General features: G+C 71.3%; 18 protein-coding genes. 9 read left to right on the top strand and 9 right to left on the bottom strand.

The window, feature by feature from the left end:
* Nucleotides 1-18: 18 nt before the first annotated feature.
* Complete coding sequence (locus ACIQPT_RS21160) at nucleotides 19-1,074, bottom strand: WD40 repeat domain-containing protein (RefSeq protein WP_401157429.1); 1,056 nt, start codon at nucleotides 1,072-1,074, stop codon at nucleotides 19-21.
* Between ACIQPT_RS21160 and ACIQPT_RS21155 the strand changes: the two genes are divergently transcribed.
* Nucleotides 1,073-1,864, top strand: coding sequence for a GDSL-type esterase/lipase family protein (locus ACIQPT_RS21155; RefSeq protein WP_401157428.1), 792 nt, complete (start codon nucleotides 1,073-1,075; stop codon nucleotides 1,862-1,864). The two genes, ACIQPT_RS21160 and ACIQPT_RS21155, sit on opposite strands and share 2 nt — an antisense overlap.
* A 59-nt stretch (nucleotides 1,865-1,923) precedes the next feature.
* Here the strand turns inward: ACIQPT_RS21155 and ACIQPT_RS21150 are convergent, their stop codons facing one another.
* The gene (locus tag ACIQPT_RS21150; protein ID WP_401157427.1) at nucleotides 1,924-2,577 is read right to left on the bottom strand and encodes a TetR/AcrR family transcriptional regulator; all 654 of its coding nucleotides are present in this window, start codon (nucleotides 2,575-2,577) and stop codon (nucleotides 1,924-1,926) included.
* Between the two features lie 360 nt (nucleotides 2,578-2,937).
* Here ACIQPT_RS21150 and ACIQPT_RS21145 point away from each other — a divergent pair, with 360 nt between their 5' ends.
* Entirely contained in the window at nucleotides 2,938-3,864 is a 927-nt protein-coding gene (locus ACIQPT_RS21145; protein ID WP_401157426.1) for a hypothetical protein, read from the top strand.
* Between the two features lie 195 nt (nucleotides 3,865-4,059).
* A complete protein-coding gene (locus ACIQPT_RS21140) occupies nucleotides 4,060-4,782 on the top strand; it encodes a hypothetical protein (RefSeq protein ID WP_401157425.1) in 723 nt (240 codons plus the stop codon).
* Nucleotides 4,783-4,903: 121 nt separating this feature from the next.
* Here the strand turns inward: ACIQPT_RS21140 and ACIQPT_RS21135 are convergent, their stop codons facing one another.
* Nucleotides 4,904-7,186: a glycoside hydrolase family 3 N-terminal domain-containing protein gene (locus tag ACIQPT_RS21135; protein ID WP_401157424.1), complete on the bottom strand. Its 2,283-nt coding sequence runs from the start codon at nucleotides 7,184-7,186 to the stop codon at nucleotides 4,904-4,906.
* A 156-nt stretch (nucleotides 7,187-7,342) separates the two neighbouring features.
* Between ACIQPT_RS21135 and ACIQPT_RS21130 the strand changes: the two genes are divergently transcribed.
* Nucleotides 7,343-7,942: a TetR/AcrR family transcriptional regulator gene (locus ACIQPT_RS21130; RefSeq protein WP_401157423.1), complete on the top strand. Its 600-nt coding sequence runs from the start codon at nucleotides 7,343-7,345 to the stop codon at nucleotides 7,940-7,942.
* Nucleotides 7,943-8,035: 93 nt separating this feature from the next.
* On the opposite strand, the gene ACIQPT_RS21125 is transcribed toward ACIQPT_RS21130, so the two are convergent.
* The 3 genes from ACIQPT_RS21125 to ACIQPT_RS21115 are packed head-to-tail and all read right to left on the bottom strand — an operon-like array spanning nucleotide 8,036 to nucleotide 12,356.
* Nucleotides 8,036-9,613, bottom strand: a complete 1,578-nt coding sequence (locus ACIQPT_RS21125) for a nickel transporter (RefSeq protein WP_401157422.1) — start codon at nucleotides 9,611-9,613, stop codon at nucleotides 8,036-8,038.
* A complete protein-coding gene (locus ACIQPT_RS21120) occupies nucleotides 9,610-10,908 on the bottom strand; it encodes a tetratricopeptide repeat protein (protein WP_401157421.1) in 1,299 nt (432 codons plus the stop codon). The genes ACIQPT_RS21125 and ACIQPT_RS21120 overlap by 4 nt, the downstream gene beginning before the upstream one ends.
* Nucleotides 10,905-12,356 carry a DUF4331 domain-containing protein gene (locus ACIQPT_RS21115; protein ID WP_401157420.1) on the bottom strand — a complete coding sequence of 484 codons (1,452 nt, stop codon included), beginning with the start codon at nucleotides 12,354-12,356 and terminating at the stop codon, nucleotides 10,905-10,907. Before ACIQPT_RS21115 ends, ACIQPT_RS21120 begins: the two co-directional genes overlap by 4 nt.
* A 402-nt stretch (nucleotides 12,357-12,758) precedes the next feature.
* Here ACIQPT_RS21115 and ACIQPT_RS21110 point away from each other — a divergent pair, with 402 nt between their 5' ends.
* The gene (locus ACIQPT_RS21110) at nucleotides 12,759-13,451 is read left to right on the top strand and encodes a hypothetical protein (protein ID WP_401157419.1); all 693 of its coding nucleotides are present in this window, start codon (nucleotides 12,759-12,761) and stop codon (nucleotides 13,449-13,451) included.
* A 66-nt stretch (nucleotides 13,452-13,517) separates the two neighbouring features.
* Here the strand turns inward: ACIQPT_RS21110 and ACIQPT_RS21105 are convergent, their stop codons facing one another.
* The gene (locus ACIQPT_RS21105; RefSeq protein WP_401157554.1) at nucleotides 13,518-14,420 is read right to left on the bottom strand and encodes a lysostaphin resistance A-like protein; all 903 of its coding nucleotides are present in this window, start codon (nucleotides 14,418-14,420) and stop codon (nucleotides 13,518-13,520) included.
* Between the two features lie 404 nt (nucleotides 14,421-14,824).
* On the opposite strand from ACIQPT_RS21105, the gene ACIQPT_RS21100 reads away from it, so the two are divergent.
* Nucleotides 14,825-15,610 (top strand): SAM-dependent methyltransferase, encoded by a 786-nt coding sequence (locus ACIQPT_RS21100; protein WP_401157418.1) that lies wholly within the window; start codon nucleotides 14,825-14,827, stop codon nucleotides 15,608-15,610.
* On the opposite strand, the gene ACIQPT_RS21095 is transcribed toward ACIQPT_RS21100, so the two are convergent.
* The gene (locus tag ACIQPT_RS21095) at nucleotides 15,583-16,692 is read right to left on the bottom strand and encodes a hypothetical protein (RefSeq protein ID WP_401157417.1); all 1,110 of its coding nucleotides are present in this window, start codon (nucleotides 16,690-16,692) and stop codon (nucleotides 15,583-15,585) included. The genes ACIQPT_RS21100 and ACIQPT_RS21095 overlap by 28 nt on opposite strands.
* A gap of 197 nt (nucleotides 16,693-16,889) precedes the next feature.
* Here ACIQPT_RS21095 and ACIQPT_RS21090 point away from each other — a divergent pair, with 197 nt between their 5' ends.
* Genes ACIQPT_RS21090 through ACIQPT_RS21080 form a run of 3 tightly spaced genes read left to right on the top strand, consistent with a single transcriptional unit; the run spans nucleotide 16,890 to nucleotide 18,035 of the window.
* Entirely contained in the window at nucleotides 16,890-17,168 is a 279-nt protein-coding gene (locus tag ACIQPT_RS21090; RefSeq protein ID WP_401157416.1) for a type II toxin-antitoxin system Phd/YefM family antitoxin, read from the top strand.
* Nucleotides 17,169-17,171: 3 nt separating this feature from the next.
* Nucleotides 17,172-17,450, top strand: coding sequence for a type II toxin-antitoxin system RelE/ParE family toxin (locus ACIQPT_RS21085; protein ID WP_401157415.1), 279 nt, complete (start codon nucleotides 17,172-17,174; stop codon nucleotides 17,448-17,450).
* Between the two features lie 39 nt (nucleotides 17,451-17,489).
* Nucleotides 17,490-18,035 carry a GNAT family N-acetyltransferase gene (locus ACIQPT_RS21080; RefSeq protein WP_401157414.1) on the top strand — a complete coding sequence of 182 codons (546 nt, stop codon included), beginning with the start codon at nucleotides 17,490-17,492 and terminating at the stop codon, nucleotides 18,033-18,035.
* Between the two features lie 118 nt (nucleotides 18,036-18,153).
* Here ACIQPT_RS21080 and ACIQPT_RS21075 read toward each other — a convergent pair whose 3' ends face one another.
* The gene (locus tag ACIQPT_RS21075) at nucleotides 18,154-18,579 is read right to left on the bottom strand and encodes a hypothetical protein (RefSeq protein ID WP_401157413.1); all 426 of its coding nucleotides are present in this window, start codon (nucleotides 18,577-18,579) and stop codon (nucleotides 18,154-18,156) included.
* Nucleotides 18,580-18,587: the final 8 nt, after the last annotated feature.

Genomic DNA, 18,587 nt, shown 5'->3' with positions numbered 1-18,587 from the left:
CCCCCCACCGGGGCCCCGCTACGCGCTCCCCTGTCCGCGCCGCCGCTTCAGTGCGAGCCAGAGGGCCCCCACTCCGACGAGGACGGCGGCCCCGAGCGCCACATTGCCGTCGCCCCCGCCGTCGCCGTCACCCGCCGTGCCGGCGCGTCCCTGGTCGCCGCCCTTCGAGGGAGCCCCGGAGCCAGACCCGGACCCGGAATCCGAACCGTTCCCCGGGCCGCCCTTCACCTCCACCCGGACGACACCGCTGCGCGCCCCCTCCGAGCCGAACATCAGGGCCGAGCCGTCCGCCGTGTAGGTCACCGACTCCGCCTGCCGCTGAAACGGTGCGGCGACCGGCCGTTCCGCACCGAGGCGGCCCTTCTCGAAGGCGTACTCGCGGGCGCTGAAGTACGAGCGCAGCGCCAGCCGGGTCCCGTCGGGCGAGAAGGCCCCGTCCGTCACCCACGGCACCTCGCCCACTCGCCGGAAGGTGTTCATGGACCCGGCGGTGAGCTTGGAAGGCCCTTCGTAGAGGCCGCCGCCGTCCTCGTTCTTGGAGGCGATGTAGACGCGGCCGGTCTTCGGGTGGACCATCAGCGCCTCGGCGTTGCGGGCCCCGTCGGCGTACTGCACGTCGTACTGAGTGGCCCTGACCGTGGCGTCCCGGAGCGTCTTCGGCTCGGGGAAACGGTAGATCCAGACATGGCTCCAGGTGCCGTCCAGGTTGTCCCCGATGTCACCGACGTAGATGTCGCCGTCCGGCCCGATGGAGATGCCCTCGACGTCCCTCGGCTCCCCCACCCCGCTCATGGTGATGGTGGCGAGGGTCTTCCCGGTGCGCGAGTCGACGGCGAAGACGTAGGGGCCGTCGTCGCTGTCGTTGTGCGTCCAGTAGACGCCGGGGTGCGCGCGGCTGGCGGCCAGGCCGCTGGACTCGGTGATGCGGGGGTCCTCGATCGTGAAGTCACGGTCGGGCCGCCCGTCGTCGGCCACGGCCGGGCCGGCCCCGGCGAACAGCGGGACAAGGACCGCGAGGCAGGCGGCGAGAGCGGCGGCGGCGCGGCCCGCCGGGCCGGTCGGATACGAGCGCATGACCCAAGTGTCCATCGTCACGTCGCAGGCCGGAGCCGTGATCGGCCATGATGACGCCATGCGTTTTCTCCCGGTCGGCGATTCCATGACCATCGGCGCCACCGGCGACTTCACCTGGCGCTACCGGCTGTGGCAGCACTTCGAGACGTTCCCCGGCCTCCGGTACGAGATCGTCGGCCCGCGCACGACGCTGTACGACATCGGGGCGAACGCCCCGGTCTCCCACGCGTACGCCGACCCGTCCTTCCCGCCCGCCGCCCGTCGGCACCTGGCCGGCTGGGGTGAGGGCTGGCTGCACATGGCCCCGGTGATCGCGGACGCGGTGCGCGGGACGGAGGCGGACGTCCTGCTGGTCTCGCTCGGCCTGATAGACCTCGGGTTCTACACGGACGCCGAACAGACGGCGGCCAACGCCCGCGCGTTCGTCACGGCGGCCCGCACGGCCAACCCGCACATCCGGATGGTGCTGCTCCCGGTGATACCGAACATCCGGGCCGAGACGGACGCCCCCTTCGCCGCCTCCTGCGCCCACTTCAACGAACTCCTCGCCAAGGCCGTAGCCGACCTCGACGAACCGTCCTCCCCGCTCCTGCTGGCCTCGCACCCCACGGCGTACGACATCCACACGGACACGTACGACGGCACCCACCCCGGCCCGACCGGCGAACACCTCCTCGCCGCCGCCTTCGCCGACGCGATGCACCAGGCGTGGGGGCTGGGCGGGCCGTACGCGGGGGGGTCAGGTTCCGGCGCAGGCCCTGCCGGCCTGATCGGCGCCCGCCCTTCGTGACTTCCGGCTCTCGTACCCGGGCGCGTGCCGCCTCGCCCCGGAACTCCAGCCGCTCCGGCTCACCCCGCCGGCTCCTCCGCCGACCGGGATCCCAGCATCGACAGCGCCAGCTGGGTCAGTTCCCCCGAGACCTCCCCGGGGCGGGCCCGGCGGCAGCGGCGGGTGTGGTGGGCCATCAGTTCGTGGACCGTGCCGACCATCACCATCACGTCGACCCGGTGGTCCCGGTCCTCCGCCTCGCCGCGCTCCACCGCCCGCTCGGCCTCCCCGGTCAGGAACTCCGTCCACAACGCCCGCCAGAGCTTGCAGTGTTCGTCCACCACGGCGCTCACCCCCAGCACCTCGACGAACGTCACGCGGGCCTCGCGCGGATCGCGGGTGACGGCCTCCACATACGCGTCGAAGAGCCGCCGGACCCGCTCCGCGATCGAGCACTCCTCGATGCCCTCGGCCAGCAGGGCGCTCTCCGCCGCCCGCAGCCCGGTCGTCGTGACCCGGTTGTGGAGGGCGATGAGCAGGCCCTCCTTGGAGCCGTACTCCTGGCGCAGCACGTCGACCGGCACACCTGCCGCCTCGCACACATCGTGCTCGGCGGTCGCCCGGTATCCGTTGATGCCGTACAACTCCCGGGCTGCTTCCAGAAGTTGCTCCCGCGCCTGTGTACGCGCGGCATCCCCGGGCCCGGTCCGCTGAACCGTCCAGCTCTCCGCCACCGGTCCTCCTTGAGCGCAAGGTGCGGGAGAGGGGCCTGCGCGCCTCTGCACGAACCGCCGCCCCATTGTGCTCGCCCCACCGCCGTCCGGACGGCCGCGCCACACCCGTACGGGCGAATACCCGCACGCGGAAACGCTTCTTCTTTGCACGCCCCGGATGCGCCCCACGCTCGCCCCGCACTCACCCCTTGTCCGACCCGACGAGCGCACCGCCGGATCACCGCCCGTGCGCCGCACACGCACCGCCCCGCGCCGCGAACCCCGCATTGAACGCGTTCAAACAGCTCTGGCACGATGACCACAGCTGCCGCCCCACCCGGGCGTGCCGCGTGCATCACTGTGCGCAAGGGGGACCGAACGGTGGAGAAGAAGCGACTCTGGGGACTGTCCCTGCTGTTGTCGATCCTGGTCCTGCACCTGGAAGCGGCGATCGCGCTCGTCGTGAGCACCGTGTACGGCATCACACGGGAGTCTCCGAACACGGGCGTCGGCGGTTCGGCGATGCTCGTGCTGTTCCTGCCCGTCATCGCCGTGTTCACGACCATCGCCGCGGCCGCGCTGTCCGTGGCCCTCGTCTTCCCGACCGCCTGGCTCAGCGACGTACTGGGACACCGGTTCGGCGGGCGCGAGGCGTGGTGGCGGGTTCCGGTGGTGGCCGGGGCCGTCTCCCTCGTCCTCGTCGGAGTCGTCGTCGCCCTGTCCGGCGGTGCGGATCCCGCCGCCGTCGCTGCGGGCTGGTCGCTGACCACGGCCGCGCTCACCGTTCCGGCCCTGCTCTGGCGGTCGCGCCGGCAACGGATCTTCGGGCGGGTGACGTTGTGGGGCGTCGCCGCCGTGGTCCTCACCGCCGTCCTCGGCGGCACCGGCCTGGCGACGGGGCTGCTCCAGGAGTACCGTCCGCCCGCGCTCACCTCGGCGGACATCGTCGGCAGCTGGTCCGACGGGAAGGGCGGGACCCTCACCTTCACCGCGGACGGCCGGGTCACCGCCGCCGACGTCGACGACGAGGCACTCGACGTCATGGACGTGTACGACGACGACCCGGAGGACGCGCAGGACTCCCGCAACAGCTGTACGGGGCAGGGCACCTGGACCTTCGAGCCCGGTGCGAACCCCTGGTCGCAGGGGGTCGACGTGAGCTTCGACGCGTGCTCGTACGACACCTGGAACATCGGCGGCACGGAGAGCCGGCCCACCCTCTACCAGTACATCGGCGACCCGGACTCCTGGGACCTGTACAAGCTGACGAGGTCCGCCAGGAGCTCCGCCGACGGCCCTGCGGCTTAAACACGGAGCCCGACCGTCACAGTCGGGCCACGGGTCCTTCTCGACTGAGCCACCATCAAGGTCACGGAACGTACGTTTCGCAAAGCGGAACGCCCCATTCTCACACTTCACGTACCTTTTGGCCGCTCCACTCAGGGCCTCCGTCAGCCCCATCGGCCACACAGGGTTGTCACAGGCGCAACTTAGGCTCCCTTTATGCGTATCTCCAAGAACCTCATCGGGCTGGCCGCCGTCGGCATTCTGGCGGCCGGTTGCGGCTCCTCGTCGAGCGACGACTCCCCCCGCTCCGCCGAGTCGGTCGGCTCCGCCGGCCAGGCTCCCAGCGAGGAGGCCAAGGCCCCCGAGCCCGGGGCGGACCTCGCGGTCCCGGTGACCGGCCCGCAGCCGGACGTCCTCGCGTCCAGCTCCGACCCGAAGCTCAAGGTCACCCCGAAGCCCGCCAACGGCGCGTCGTTCACCGAGCAGGTCGAGCACAAGCTCCAGGAGGAGGTGCTCGGGCGGGTCAAGGTCCCCGGGAAGACGAGCGCGAACTGCCCCGACGGGGTGACGCAGAAGCCCAGCGCGGTCAGCATCTGCAACGTGACCTACGAGGACGCGACGATCCCGTACGAGATCAAGATCAGCGAGAAGTACAAGCCGGGCAGCTTCATCACGTTCTACAACAGCACCCCGAAGCAGAGCCTTCTGGTCGCCAAGGCCGCCTACGAGCGGCTCTGGACCTCGTACAAGGGCCGCAGCGACATCAGCAAGCTCTCCTGCGAGGAGCTGCCGGTGGCCAAGGCCGTGGACGAGGAGACCGACACCGGGCTGCACTGCCAGTACTGGGGCAAGTACGGCGGCGAGGACGGCAAGGGCGGCTTCGTCAAGCTCGGTATCAAGGTCAACCGTCACAACGTGGACTTCTACGAGGTCCGCTGAGTCCGCTGAGTCCGCTGACGTCCGCGGGCCCGGACATCACCGATGGGACCGCTCCCGCGGTCAGGCGCGGGGCGGCCCCATCGGCGGCTCGATCGGCGGCTCGGCCGTCACGGTCCCGGGCTCACCCCTTGACCGTGAACTCCCCCCGCAGCAGCGCCTCGTCCCGGGAGGACGGGCCCACCAGCAGTTCGAAGCGGCCCGGCTCGACGATGCGGGCGCCCGCCGCGTCCACGAGCGTGCAGTCGGCCGCCGGGAGCTCGAAGAGGATCTCGCTCGACCGCCCCGGCGCCAGCTCCACCTGGCGGTAGGCCTTCAGCTCCTTCTCCGCCCAGGTCACCGACGTCACCGTGTCGCTCACGTACACCTGCACCGTCTCCAGCGCGGGCCGCGTCCCCGTGTTGGTCACCGTGACCCGCGCCCGTACGGTCTCCGACTCGTCGACCACCGCTGTCAGCACCTCCAGGTCCGTGTAGGCGACCGTCGAGTAGCTCAGCCCCTCGCCGAACGCGAACGCCGGGCGCTGGGTGAGGTCCGCGTAGCGCGAACCGTGCTGGCCGCGCACCTGGTTGTAGTACGTCGGCTGCTGGCCCGCGTGCCGGGCGAAGGACAGCGGCAGCCGGCCGGTCGGCTCGATCAGCCCGAGGAGCAGCTCGGCGATGGCCCGGCCGCCGAGCATGCCCGGGTTGGCCGCGTACACGATCGCCGCCGCCCCGAGCGCGGACGGCGGCAGCACCAGCGGCTTGGAGCTGATGACCACGACGACGAGCGGCTTGCCCGTGGCCGCCAGCGCGTCGAGCAACGCGACCTGGTCGCCCACGAGTTCGAGCGTGGCGGTGGACTTGCCCTCACCGACCAGCTCGATCCGGTCGCCGACGACGGCCACCACATGGTCGGCGGCCTCGGCGGCGGCGACGGCTTCGGCGATCAACTCCGCGTCCGGAGAGGCCGGGTGGACGACCTCCGGGCGGGGCTGGCCGTCCGGGAAGAACTCCCCCTCCGGATCGGGCCCGACATCCAGGATCCGCGCTCCCGGCGCGTACGCGACGGTCCAGTCGGCGGGCACCCGGTCGCGGAAGCCGTCGAGGACCGTACGGATCATGGCGCGCGGCTGGCCGTCCGGCAGCCAGTCGGCCTGGCCGGAGGAGCCCGCCCAGTCGCCCAACTGGGTCTGCGCGTCATCGGCGTTGGGGCCGATGACCGCGACCGTACGGGGACCGGGCCCCGTGGCTCGCCCCTCCCCTTCCGCCTCCAGGCCGCCCGCGAACGGCAGCGTGCCGTCGTTCGTCAGCAGGACCAGCGAGCGGCGGGCCGCCTCCAGGTTCAGCTCGGCGTGCGCCGCGCTGCCGATGAACTCGGCCTGCCGGGCGGCGTCGGGGTGACGCGGGTTCTCGAAGAGGCCCAGCTCGAACTTGAGCGTCAGGATGCGGCGTACGGCGGCGTCGATCTCCGCCTCGGTCAACTCGCCCTGGGAGACCGCCTCCTGGGCCCCCTCGAAGAAGTTCGACGTGGTCATCACCATGTCGTTGCCCGCGCGGACCGCCGCCGCCGACGCCTGTGCGTAGTCGGCGTAGACCTTCTGCTCCCACACCATGCGGCCGACGTTGTCCCAGTCGGTGACCAGCGTCCCGGTGTAGCCCCACTCGCCGCGCAGCACCTCGTTGAGCAGCCAGTTGTTCACGGTGATCGGCACGCCGTCCATCGACTGGTAGCCGAGCATGAAGGTCCGGCAGCCCTCCTTGGCGACCCGCTCGAACGGCGGCAGGAACCAGGAGCGCAGCTTGCGCCGCGAGATGTCGGCCTCGCTGGCGTCCCGGCCGCCCTGGGTCTCCGAGTACCCGGCGAAGTGCTTGGCACAGGCCAGGATCGCCGTCGGGTCGTCGAGGCCGTCGCCCTGGTAGCCGCGCACCATCGCGGACGCCAACTCGCCGATCAGGAACGGGTCCTCGCCGAACGTCTCGCTCACCCGGCCCCACCGCAGGTCCCGGGTGATGCAGAGCACCGGCGAGAACGTCCAGTGCACCCCGGTCGCCGCGACCTCGACCGCCGTCGCCCGCGCGATCCGCTCCACCAGCTCCGGGTCCCAGGTGGCGGCCATCCCGAGCTGGGTCGGGTAGATCGTGGCCCCCTCCCAGAAGGAGTGCCCGTGGATGCAGTCCTCCGCGACGAGCAGCGGAATACGCAGCCGGGTCCTCGCGGTGAGCGCCGCGGCCTCGCGCACCCGCTCCGGCGAGGCGTGCAGGATCGAGCCGGCGTGCAGATCCTCGACGAGGTGCCGCACCCCCTCCTTGGCGTTGAGCTGAAGCATCTGGCCGACCTTCTCGGGCAGCGTCATGCGCCCCAGGAGGTCGGCGACCCGCTCCGCTACGGGCAGCTCGGGATCGAGGTACGGCGGCTTGGGTCCCACAGGACTTCCTTTCACGACGACGGCCACGAGGGCCACGACGGCCACGACGGCACTCGCAGTACCGTACGCTCAATCCCGACCGCTTGGTAAGTATTCACCCCTGTGAGAATCTGGGGCGGAACGAGAGAGGCCTCCGATGACAACGGGTGAATACGCGTGACTCCGGAAACCCGGCGCGGCTACGCCAAGGGCCGGGCCAAGCGGACCGAGATCCTCGACCAGGCGATGACCCTGTTCGGCGAGGCCGGCTACCGGGGCGCGTCGCTCCGGGTCATCGCCACCCGCTGCGGCATCTCCCACCCGGGCCTCCTGCACCACTTCCCGACGAAGGAGGCCCTGCTCCTCGCCGTGCTCCAGCGCCGCGACGACGTGGACGACGAGTGGCTGTCCCTGGGCGTGACGCGGGGCATCGACCATCTGCGCCGGCTGACCGACCTCGCGGAGCTGAACGCGAAGCGGCGCGGGATCGTCGAGCTGTTCTCGGTGGTCGCGGCGGAGGCCACCGCCCCCGACCACCCGGCACACGCGTACTTCGAGGCCCGCTACCGTACGTCCGTCGCCAACACCGAACGCGCCTACCTCCAGGCCCGGGAGGCGGGCGAACTCCGGGACGACGTCGACCCGTCGGCCGCCGCGCAGCAGCTCATCGCGCTGATGGACGGGCTCCAGATCCAGTGGCTGATCAGCGACTGCGCGACGGACATGGCGGGGGTGCTGCGGGCCCACGTCCGGACGCAGTTGACCGTGCCCTTCTGACACGGCCGAGGCCTTCTGAGCGCTGAGGGGACAGCGGCCCGAAGCAGTAGCCCGAAGCCCCGCAGGACCCGCAGTTCTGTGGGCGGGAGGGTTTCAGAGGGTGATGAGGCTTCGCAGCGTGAGGCTGATGCCTACGGTGAGGACGGCGAGCGCGGTGAGGAGGCTCGCATAGCGGGTGTAGCGGCGCAGGGAGGGCAGGCGGCGTTCGCCCAGGGCGGCGAGCCGGTTGCCGCCGCCGGAGAGCAGCAGACCGGCGGCGGTCAGGGTGAGGGCCATGCCGGCGCCGTAGCCGATGACGAGCAGGACGCCGAAGGCTGTCCGGCTCAGTGCGATCGCGCCGAGCAGGACGACAAGGGCCGACGGGCTGGGCACCAGGCCGGCCGCGAGACCGACGCCGACGAGGGTGGGAAGGCCGGTGCGGCGGCGTGGCCCGGTCTCCTCGCCGGTCCCCTCGGGGGAGTCGCTCCCGTGCCCGTGTGCATGAGTGTGAGGGTGGTCGTGGTGGTGTCCATGCGTGTGGGCGTGCGCGTGGGCGTGCGCGTGGGCGTGGGTGTGTCCGTGGTGCCAGAGCGCCGGTGCGCGGCCCGTCCGTAGGGCCCGCGCCGCTGTCACGAACAGCACCGTTCCGAGTACGGCGATCACCGCGCCGCTGACCGCCCCCAGCCATCCGAGCAGTCGCTCCCCGACGAATGCGCCGCCCGCGGTGAGGAGCAGGCCCATGGCCAGAACGCCGGCGGTGTGGGAGACGGTGACCGTCGTTCCGACCGCGAGGGCGGCGCGGATGCCGCCTTCCCGGCGGGCCAGGCAGGCGGCGACGGCGAGTTTGGCGTGGCCGGGCAGTGCCGCGTGACCCGCGCCCAGGAGGAGGGTCAGCAGGACGGCGAGGAGTCCCACCGACCAGGTGAGGTCCCGGCCCGCGGTCAGGACGGTGAGGCGGCGCTCCAGTGCCGGGAAGAGCACGGTGTCGCGGTCCATGGCCTGAACTGCCGCCTCCTCACCGGACGTTGGCGGTCCCGGGGCTCCGGGAGGCCCGGGGCCGCCCGCCGCCGGCTCCGTACGCAGCTCCGCCCCGGCCACGTCGAGTGGTGGTTCGTCGCCGCCTCGGGGGTAGTGGCGCAGTACATCGCTCGGGCTGGTCGCGGGGACGGACGCCTCGGCCAGCTGTACGCGGTCGCCGGGGACGGCGGTGATCTCCTTCCACCCGGTCCGTTCCCCGTCCGCCCCGGAGGCGAAGGAGACGGTGGTGGGACGGGAGAGATCGGCGTCGGCCCGCAGGGTGCAGGTCAGGCGGGCGACGGGAACCGACGCGGCCCCTTTCGTATAGGTCAGGGCGGTGCGGCCCACTTTCCAGGCGAGGCGCTCGCCGCCCACCGAGAGCGTGGTGCGGTCGGCGAGCCGGGCGCACCGTTCGGTTGCCCGGTCCGCCGCTTCCGCGGGGGAGATCGTGCCGTCGTGGTCGGTGTCGGTGGCTTCCTCGTCCTGCGCGGTGGGGATCTCCGCGCTGTCGACGACCGCGGTGTCCTCGATCCGGTCGTGCGAAAGGCGCAGGCCGTCGTAGTGGTTGACGCTGAAGTTGCCCAGCGGGTGAGCGTGGGCCGTCGGCATCGGGGCCAGTCCGAACAGTACGAACAAGGGCGCCACGACGACCGCCGCACGGCGTAAGGACTTCATCGACTACCGGTCTCCGTCAGGACGGTGGAGGAAGGGAAGGGGAAGGGGTACGGGTTCAGGGCAGCGGCTTCGCTCAGATGCGGGGACCCCTCGGGCATCGCGAGTGCCTGCTCGATCGTGCCGCGGTGGTGGAGGAACAGCGCGTTCTTCCAGCCGGTCGCGGCTGCCCGGCGGGCGTAGGCGAGGGCCTCGGTATTCTGCCCCGCGCGGTGCAGCGCCCACCCGAGTGCGTCGGCGACGATGACGCTGCGCGCGTGCTTCCACGCCCGGCGTCCGAGCTCCACCGCCAGCTCCGGGTCGCCGTGGTCGGCCGCGTGGAGAATGAGGTGCGGGTCGACCGGGCCGCCGTCCGCGTGGGCCATCCGCGTCTGTGCCGACAAGGCGGTCTGCTCGCCGCCCCGGCGGGCGTCCCCGGCCGCGCGTCGAAGCTCCAGCGTCTCCAGCAGGAACTGGGGCAGTGGCGTGCGTTCGACGAGCCGCGCGTACAGCTCGAGCGCCTTACCGGTGTTCCCGCGCGCGGCGGTCACCCGGGCGATTCCGGCCTGCCCGTAGGGATGGTCGGGCACGGCGGCCAGGGCGCGCCGGTAGTGCCGTCCCGCCCGGTCCACTTCGCCCCGGGACCAGGCCAGATCGCCGAGCCGGGTCTCGGTGAAGGCCCGTTCGTCGTCGGTGACCGCGCTGTTCAGGGCTCGCTGGAGTGCGATGGCGGCGTCCTCGGGCCTGCCGTGGGTCTCCAGGTCGTAGGCGGCTCTGCTGTAGGCGGCGGTGCCCGGGGCGATGTCGAGCGTCCGCTGTACGGCTGTGCGCGCTTGCGGGTAGTTGCCGAGCTGGATCTCGGCGTCGGCGAGTACGGCGTACCCGTCGGGGCGGTCGGGTGCCATCCGGGTGGCGTGCAGCCCGTACGCGCGTCCCTTCGCGAACTCGTGCCGGGCGTTGGCGAGCAGCCCCTGGCCCGTCACGGCCCCGTAGTTGTCCACGGCGTCCAGGGCGAGGGAGCGGCGCAGCGCCCTCTCGGCGGCGTCGAGCCGGCTCGCGTCGAGGGTGGTGCGGGCCTGTTCGATCTCGGCGCGCGCCAGGCCGGCCCAGACGGCCGGGTCGTCGGGGTGCGCCGCTGTCGCCCTGCGGGCGGTATCGACAGCGCTGATGCCCGCGCTGCGGGATCCGGTGGGTGCGGCCGTGGGGGCGGCGGCCTGCCGGGCCGGGGGCCGGGAGGTGTCGGGACCGAGCTGGAGCAGCCCCGCCACGCACCCGGCCACGGCCGCCGCCGCGCCCGCGGCGATGAGCAGACGCCTCACGGGCCCGCGTGCGGGAGGTTGAGGTAGGGGAAGACGCTCTGCGCGTCGGCGGGCTCCAGGCCGATGACCGGCTTCGGGAGCAGCCCGATCGCGGACGGTCCGGCGGGCTCACCTTCCAGCATCCGGATCAGCGGCCCGTCGATGTTGTCATTGAGCCGCCGCCCGTTGGGGAAGCCCTGCAGATCCCCGTCGAGAACACCGTGCGCCTTCGGGCCGGCGGTCACGGGGGTTCGGAGGTTCAGCCGCAGCTGTTCGGCGAGCACGATGCGCTCGGCGTCGGCGTCGGCGTTCATCGTGTGGGTGTTGAGGTCGAAGCCGAACGCGGCCCCGTTGTCCTTGCCGATGCCCTTCATGAACAGGGCCTGGATGTCGTGGCGCGGAGCCGCCGGCGCTGTGCGGCCCTGTGCCTTCTCGATCCGGTGCGGCGGTACGGGATCCAGGGTGGCTGCCAGGAAGTCGCCCTCCCGGTGGTCGTCCTTCGGCACGCGGGCCTGGTACCGGTCCTCGGGTCCGCCCGGGGCGGCCAGCCCGATGGTGGAGCCGAACAGCGCGAACGCGACGTGCGGCGTGCCCTGCCGGGAGACCTGCCGGAAGACCGGGGCCTGACGCGCGAGACCGCGTTCCAGGTCCGCGCCCTGCCGGGAGGCCGACGCCCACACCCCGATGACCGGGTTGCGCTTCGGGTCACCGTTGAGGGCGACTTCGCTCTTGGGGACCTGGAGGACCAGGCTGTTCACGTTCAGCGCCGACAGCGGCTGGGCGTCGGGCAACCATCCGGGCACCGGGCCGCGCGTGCCGACCGTGTACAGGCCGAAGACCTGCGTGTCCACCTTGAACGACTCCGCCGCCTGTGTGGCCACCGTACGGCCGCCGCCGGGCAGTTGGCGTACCGCCTGTGCCCGCAGCCTGCCGTAGTCGGGCATCAGGGCCCGGCCGGTGTGGGTCGGGGAGGCGACCGCGTCCTTCAGCAGCGTACGGACGGCGCCGCCCGCCCCGACCTTCTCCAGCGTGTACTTCTGGCGTACCCGCAGCGACGCGTCGTCGAGCGAGTTCACCGGCATCGGCCCGACCTTCGGCCCTGCCCCGAACGGCCTGCGGTCCTCGTCCCTGAACGTCCAGCGGTAGGTGGTGTCCGGGGCCCCGTCACCATCGGCGTCGGTGTGGATCTCGTACCGGGCGCCGGTCGCGAACGGGTAGTCCACCAGCGCGTTGGCCGCGGTGCCGGGCACCTGGAAGGGACGGACGTTCGCGATGAGGGTGACCATGTCCGCGTCGTCCGGGCTGGTGAAGGCATAGACATCGGTCAGGTCCGTCGGGGAGTCGAGTACGGCCGACGGGGCGTCGACGTGCCCGCCCGCCTCGCCGATGCCCGTGAACTGCCCCGACAGGGCAGCGGCGGTGAGCACCACGGTGGTGGCGGCCAGAAGCGCGAGCCGCCGACGGGGCACGGAGTTGCATCGGGGCGTTCTGGAAGTTCCCGGCACGCGTGTCTCCAGGGCTGTGGGTGGGGGTGGGGGTGGGGGTGGGGGTGGGGGTGGGGGTGGAGATGGGGAAATCACCCCGGGCAACGGGGTGGGAAGTCACCCCGGACAACGCGCGAAGTGATCTTGGAGTGATCGTCACGCGCCGCACACCACACCTCGCGTGACTCTTTCCCCCCTGATGGCCTAACGAGCGACCTTCGTGTTCGCAAAGCCATGCGGCAATGGACATACTCCCCGTGAAGTCGATCTTCGACAGCGTCATTGCCCGACGCGGAACCCACTCCCCGTCCCGCGGCTGTCGGGCCTTCCCGGGGCGAACTCCGCAGCCTTGCCCCACCCCTCACAGACTGGAAACGCTCCATGCGTATGCGCGCACTTCACCGTCTCACCGTCCTCGCCGCCGTGGCCGCGCTCTCCGTACCGCTCGGCCTGACCTCGACCGGAGCGGCCGCCCAGCAGCCGGCCCACACGACCACGACGGCAGCCGCCGAACCGCTGCCCGGCGCCTACATCTCCCCCTGGGGCGACGCCCACGCGGCGATGAGCGACGAGACCCTGGCCTGGATCGAGCGCGAGGGCATCACCTGGGAGGCCATCGGCCCGTTCGTGAAGGACGCCGACGGCCGCGGCTTCAGCATGCCCATCGGTTCAACGGCCGGTGACGGCCTCGACACCAAGGGCCGCATCTTCTACCCCGGCGGCATCACGCTCCACCACCCCGGATCCGGCAGGACGATCACCCTGAAGTCCACCTTCATCCGCGTCATGCCGACGCCCGCCTATTCCGCGGGCGTCTCGGTCGACGGCAAGCCGCTCCTCGAGGAGGTCGTGGTCGCCGAGTCCACCTACGCCGAGGTCATGGTCGGCGCCCGCCCGAGCCCCACGGGCTTCCGCCTCAAGCAGGTTCCGTTCTACTTCACACAGGACGCCGCAGCCCTCATCTCCGAGGGCATCGGGGCCACGGCCCCGCGCGCCGGCAGCCTCTTCGGCACGCTCACGCCCAACTTCGACTACATCCCGGGCACCACGCAGCCGCCGGCGTTCCCGACCTTCCCGTAACACGCACGGCATCAGGGCAGTGGCCAGGGCCCCGGGACGCGGACCGGCCCCCAACAGCAGCCGGGGTCAGGGGCTCACCCGCTCGACCCCGCGGCGGTCCGCGATCCGGGCCATGGTCAGGCAGTACAGCGGGGCGAAGACCAGCTCGATCACCATGGCCTGCCAGGGGGCGTCGGCGGCGGTCTCCGTGCTGGCCAGTTCACCGAAGCCCGCCGCCAGGCCGAAGGCCAGCAGGTTGTTCGCGACGTGCATGACGATCACGGCCTCGAGACCGCCGGTACGGATCACCAGCCAGCCCCACCACAGCGCCGAGTACAACAGCAGCAGGAACCCCGAGAGTTCACCGAACCCATGGGCCAGGGCGAACAGCAGGGAAGCGAGCACGATCGCGGGCCAGGGCGAACGCGCGACCCGGCCGATCACCTGGACCAGCCAGCCCCGGAAGACGTACTCCTCGGCGGCGGCCTGGAACGGGACGAGCGCCAGCACCACGGCGAGGCTCAGCAGAAAGACGGGCCAGCCCGGGAAGCCGCTCCCCGACTCCCCCAGCGGCTCGTCGTTCCAGGTCCACGCGATCAGCAGGCCGATCTGCACGATCATGAGCGGGAACCCCACGGCGGCGCACCGCCAGAGCCAGCCCCAGCGCAGCCGCCCGACGACGGAGGAGACGGTCCCGGCGGGCCGCCGGCCCAGGAGCCGGACGGCCCCCAGGACGATGGGTATGCCGATCGCGATGCCGAGGAGCTGGACGACCAGATCCGCGACCGGGTCCTCGAAGAAGAGTTCGCTGTCCGCCGAGGCGGGCCCCGCGTCCAGCAGCGCCGCGACGACGAGCCCGACGAGGCTGACGACCAGGACGCCCACCACGACCAGCGCCACGACGACGGCCAGCTCGCCCAGCCAGCCGAACCGTCCGCCCTGCCCGTTGCGCCCCTGCTCGTCGTAGCGCGAACCCGAGGGCGCGCGCACCGGACCGGACGGCGGACGGCTCCACTGCGGCGGCTTGTCCCAGCCCTGCCAACCCGGTTCGGGCGGGCGGGGCGGCTCGCCCGAGGAGGACGGCGGAGCCCAGGGCGACGGAGGCTCGGGCTGCGGCTGGGGCGGGGGCTGAGGCACGTCAGGGTTCACACCGCCGATCCTGGGCGCGCACGGCGTACGAGGTCAAAGCGAGGACCGGCGGGGGTGAACATATTCACCACCCCCGCAACGCCACGGTCACGAGTGGATCGAGAAGCGGCACACGGAGCAACCCACGGCCGGACTTTCCCCTCCCGGCCACGCCGCACCGACCGAACACCCATCCGTCCGCGATGAGTTGCTGTGGCAGACTGCGTCAACTGACTGGTCCACACCACGTGTATCTGGAGTTCGGTATGACGGCACAGGCTCCTCACCCCCCGATCGACACCAGCAAGCCCCACTCGGCCCGGGTCTACGACGCGCTGCTCGGCGGCAAGGACAACTACCCGGTGGACCAGGAAGTGGCCGAACTCCTGCCCATCGAGGCGAAGATCGGCGCTCGCCAGCAGCGTTCCTTCATGAACCGCGCCACGGCCTGGCTGGCGGGCGAGGGCGTGACGCAGTTCCTGGACATCGGAACGGGCATCCCCACCGCGCCGAACCTGCACCAGGTGGCCCAGGAGATACGCCCCTCCGCCCGGGTCGTCTACTGCGACAACGACCCCATCGTCCTGCGCCACGCGGAAGCGCTGCTGATCAGCCGGCCGGAGGGCGTGACGGACTACGTGCACGCCGACGTCCGCGAGCCCGCGATCATCCTCGACGCGGCCCGCGAGACCCTGGACTTCGACCGCCCGATCGCCCTGTCGCTGCTCGGCCTGCTCCACTTCCTGCCCGACGCCGAGGACCCGATCGGCATCATCCGTACGTTCACGAGCGCGATGGCCCCCGGCAGTTACGTCGTGCTGTCCCACGGCGCGTCCGACGTGAACGAGGAGATCGGGCAGCAGAGCGAGGACGAGTACAAGAAGGGCGGCATCCAACTGGCCCTGCGGACCCGCGAGGAGTTCTCCCGGTTCTTCGAGGGCCTGGAGATCGCCGCCCCCGGCCTGGTGAAGGCCCCGGAGTGGTTCAACGGAAGCCCCGCGCCCACCCAGGAGTTCAGCGGCATCTACGTGGCCGTGGCCCGGGTCCCGTAACCGGAAGCCACTTCAGCACGGGCCTCGGCGGCCACGCGCTCCCGCCAGGACGGCGGCGGGGGTACGGGGTCGGCCTCGGCACGGGCCCGCACATCGGCCCAGTAGGCGCGTTGCTCCTCGCGGTGGCAGGGCCCGCAGGTGGTGACCCAAGACTCATGCGGCCGGAACAGGTGCTCCTCGCCGGGCCCGTCACAGGCGATCAGGGGCAGGGGCAAGGACTGGGGCAGTGGCAGTGGTGGCGGCGCGGACTCCGCCGCCACCGCCAGGTCCGCCAGGTCCGCCGTCTCCTCCGGGGGCGCGGGCAGCTTCTCCACCAGCCGGTGCTCCAGGAATCCGAAGGCGGTCCGCACGCCTTCCTCCGGCAGCGCGCTGCAGAGCGCCAGCCTCAGTTCCCCGGCGCTGACGCCTCTCCGCAGCCACTCGGCGGCGAGTGATGCGAGCTTGCGGGCCTCGCGAACGCCGAGCGTGAGTTGGCGCGTCGTATGCCGCAGCGAGAGCAACACGCGCTCGGCGAGAAGAACTTCTGCCTGCACGGGCGCTTGCGGCTCCTCATCGGCCGCTTCCGTCTCTCCTGCCACCTCGGCCGCTTCGGTGGGTGGGTGGGATGTGTCTTCGCCCTGTTCTTCGTCTGCGGGTAAAAGACCACCGACGGTCCGAGGAGTCGGCTCACCGACCGTCGGAGAGTGCGCAGTCGGAGCGGGCCACGCGTCCGGGGCTGCGGACGCGTTCACGTGCTCGTACCCATCGGCGGGAACACCGGCGCGGAGACGGGCGACTTGGTCAACGGTCAACGGCTGATTGCTGAACACCTGGACGGTCTGCCAGCGCCCTCCGGCGATGGGCTCCCGCTTCTCGTGGACGTACCCGTACGTGACGAGGTCGGCCTTGGCCTTCTGGTAGGCGCGACCGGTCATCCGGAGATCACGGGCATGCTCGCTCAGCGCCTTGTCCCGCTGCTCTTCGGGAAGCCCTTGGACGTACAGGACGAGGATCTTCGCATCGCTGCCGATACGCGGATGACGCACCAGGCCGTTGGGGGCCTTCGTGTAGCCCCGAGGGGGCGGGATAACATGCGAAAGCATCGCGGGTGGACTCCAGATCCATTGGTGGTGAAGGCCCTCGGGTAGGTGCTCAAACACCCCCGGGGGCCGCTCTATGCGCCGGTTGAACCGAGCACACGGAGCGTGATGTCACGATCACCGTACCGCAGAGAGTGGTGATTCCCTCACCCTCCGCCTCCACGAGGTGCAACAGATGTACATCTGATACATTGATTCACATGAGCGAGCCCGTGACCGAATCCATGGCAGAGGTACGCAAGCACCTCGCGGACGTCATCGACCGTGCCCGCCGCGACGAGACGCCCACGATCATCACCCGCCGAGGTAAGAGTGAAGCGGTCCTCGTCGACATCGACGAGTACCGACGTCTGCGGGAGGCCGCAGAGCGGTACGAAGACGAATGGCTCAACCGACTTGCAGACAAGGCGGAGGCCGAAGGAACCGAGGGGTCGGTATCCCTCGAAGAGATGGCCGCACTCCTCCGTTCGGCCAACTGACTCATGGGCCACGTCACACGATTCACGGCTCATGCGCAGCGGGACCTTCTCAAGATTCCACTGCCGGAAGCCCGACGTGTCCTCGGCCGCCTGGCAGACCTGCAGACAGCCCTGGACGCGGGGGATCTCGCCGCATTCGACGTCAAGCCGCTCCAGGGCCATGACGCACGCTGGCGTCTCCGAGTGGGTGACTACCGGGCCGTCTACACCGTTGAGGACAGTCGGCTCATCGTCTGGGTGCTGACCGTCGGCCATCGGCGAGATATTTGCCGAGCCCTCTGACCTCGTCCTTCAAGGCAGGCCGACTGAAATACTCCGGCCATGAATGCTGGGACGACGGAGAGCGGAACACGATCCGACATAGCGGCGCCCGCATGGGCCACGCCGGCGCACGCCGAGGCCTGGGCTCTGCGCTCCGCGGAGTCGGCCGACATCGAGGCGGTCGCGGAGTTGCGGGCCACGGTCATGCGGGCGGATTTGGAACGCCTCGGGCGCTACGACGAGCACCGGGTACGGCAGCGGCTGCGGGACTCGTTCTCCCCGCGGCACAGCTCGATCATCACGATCGACGGTGAGTTCGCGGGGTGCGTCACGGTCCGGCCCGCCGAAGGCAGGCTGTGGCTGGAGCACTTCTACCTTGCCCCGCTATGCCAGGGCCGAGGCCTCGGATCCGCCGTGTTGCGCACGGTCCTGGAGCGAACGGATGCGCAGGGCATGACCGTTGGCCTCAACGTCTTGCAGGGCAGTGCCGCCCGTCGGCTCTACGAGCGCCACGGCTTCGTCATGGAGGCGCAGGACCCGATCGACGTCTTCATGATGCGCCCGCCGGGGCAAGGCCGCGGTGTGCACCTTTGCCCCGCCACATAGACGTCTTTCACGAACTACGCGCTGACTACTCTTCCGGGCATGAAAACCACGGTGCGGAGCCTGACCAGGGTTCCGCGCCGCGTTCACGCTCGGGCCACGAGCGGTACCCCGGCCTCACTCACTCCCGCACGGTGCAGCCCGCCCGCAGCCAGGCCATCTCGTGCAGCAACCCGCCGTCCACGAAGGGGTCCTGGGCCGTGGGCCGCGACCGCCAGTCCAGCGGCCAGGTACCCCCGGTCAACGCCGGAACCCCGACGAACGCGTCCCCCCGCGCGTTCCGGCTCATCGCTTCCACCCCGGGAGGCCACCGGTGCTCGGCGGCGGTCCCGGGGGCGAGCAGGAAGTACATGCTGCGCTCGCCGATGCCGGAGCGGACGATGGGCCCGGCGCGGAAGCCGGTGAACTGCATGACCTCGTACGCGATTTCCTCGCCGAGCAGGCCGATGGCACGGACGGCGTCGAAGTGAATGCCGACGTGCCGGAGGGCGTGGCCGGCGGCGGGGATCCAGGACGGCACCGGATCCGGTGAATTTCGGAGTTCCATGCGCTCAG

The sequence above is a fragment of the Streptomyces sp. NPDC091289 genome, from assembly GCF_044757365.1.
GTDB lineage: Bacteria > Actinomycetota > Actinomycetes > Streptomycetales > Streptomycetaceae > Streptomyces.
Note: the sequence above shows the minus strand (reverse complement) of the source record. Positions and strands in the feature narration are given on the sequence as shown.

Coding starts and splice junctions, on each gene's coding strand:
- ACIQPT_RS21155 (WP_401157428.1), top strand. CDS start 1,073: ATGACCCAAGTGTCCATCGTCACGTCGCAGGCCGGAGCCGTGATCGGC.
- ACIQPT_RS21160 (WP_401157429.1), bottom strand. CDS start 1,074: ATGCGCTCGTATCCGACCGGCCCGGCGGGCCGCGCCGCCGCCGCTCTC.
- ACIQPT_RS21140 (WP_401157425.1), top strand. CDS start 4,060: ATGCGTATCTCCAAGAACCTCATCGGGCTGGCCGCCGTCGGCATTCTG.
- ACIQPT_RS21125 (WP_401157422.1), bottom strand. CDS start 9,613: ATGAAGTCCTTACGCCGTGCGGCGGTCGTCGTGGCGCCCTTGTTCGTA.
- ACIQPT_RS21110 (WP_401157419.1), top strand. CDS start 12,759: ATGCGCGCACTTCACCGTCTCACCGTCCTCGCCGCCGTGGCCGCGCTC.
- ACIQPT_RS21100 (WP_401157418.1), top strand. CDS start 14,825: ATGACGGCACAGGCTCCTCACCCCCCGATCGACACCAGCAAGCCCCAC.
- ACIQPT_RS21095 (WP_401157417.1), bottom strand. CDS start 16,692: ATGCTTTCGCATGTTATCCCGCCCCCTCGGGGCTACACGAAGGCCCCC.
- ACIQPT_RS21090 (WP_401157416.1), top strand. CDS start 16,890: ATGAGCGAGCCCGTGACCGAATCCATGGCAGAGGTACGCAAGCACCTC.
- ACIQPT_RS21085 (WP_401157415.1), top strand. CDS start 17,172: ATGGGCCACGTCACACGATTCACGGCTCATGCGCAGCGGGACCTTCTC.
- ACIQPT_RS21080 (WP_401157414.1), top strand. CDS start 17,490: ATGAATGCTGGGACGACGGAGAGCGGAACACGATCCGACATAGCGGCG.
- ACIQPT_RS21075 (WP_401157413.1), bottom strand. CDS start 18,579: ATGGAACTCCGAAATTCACCGGATCCGGTGCCGTCCTGGATCCCCGCC.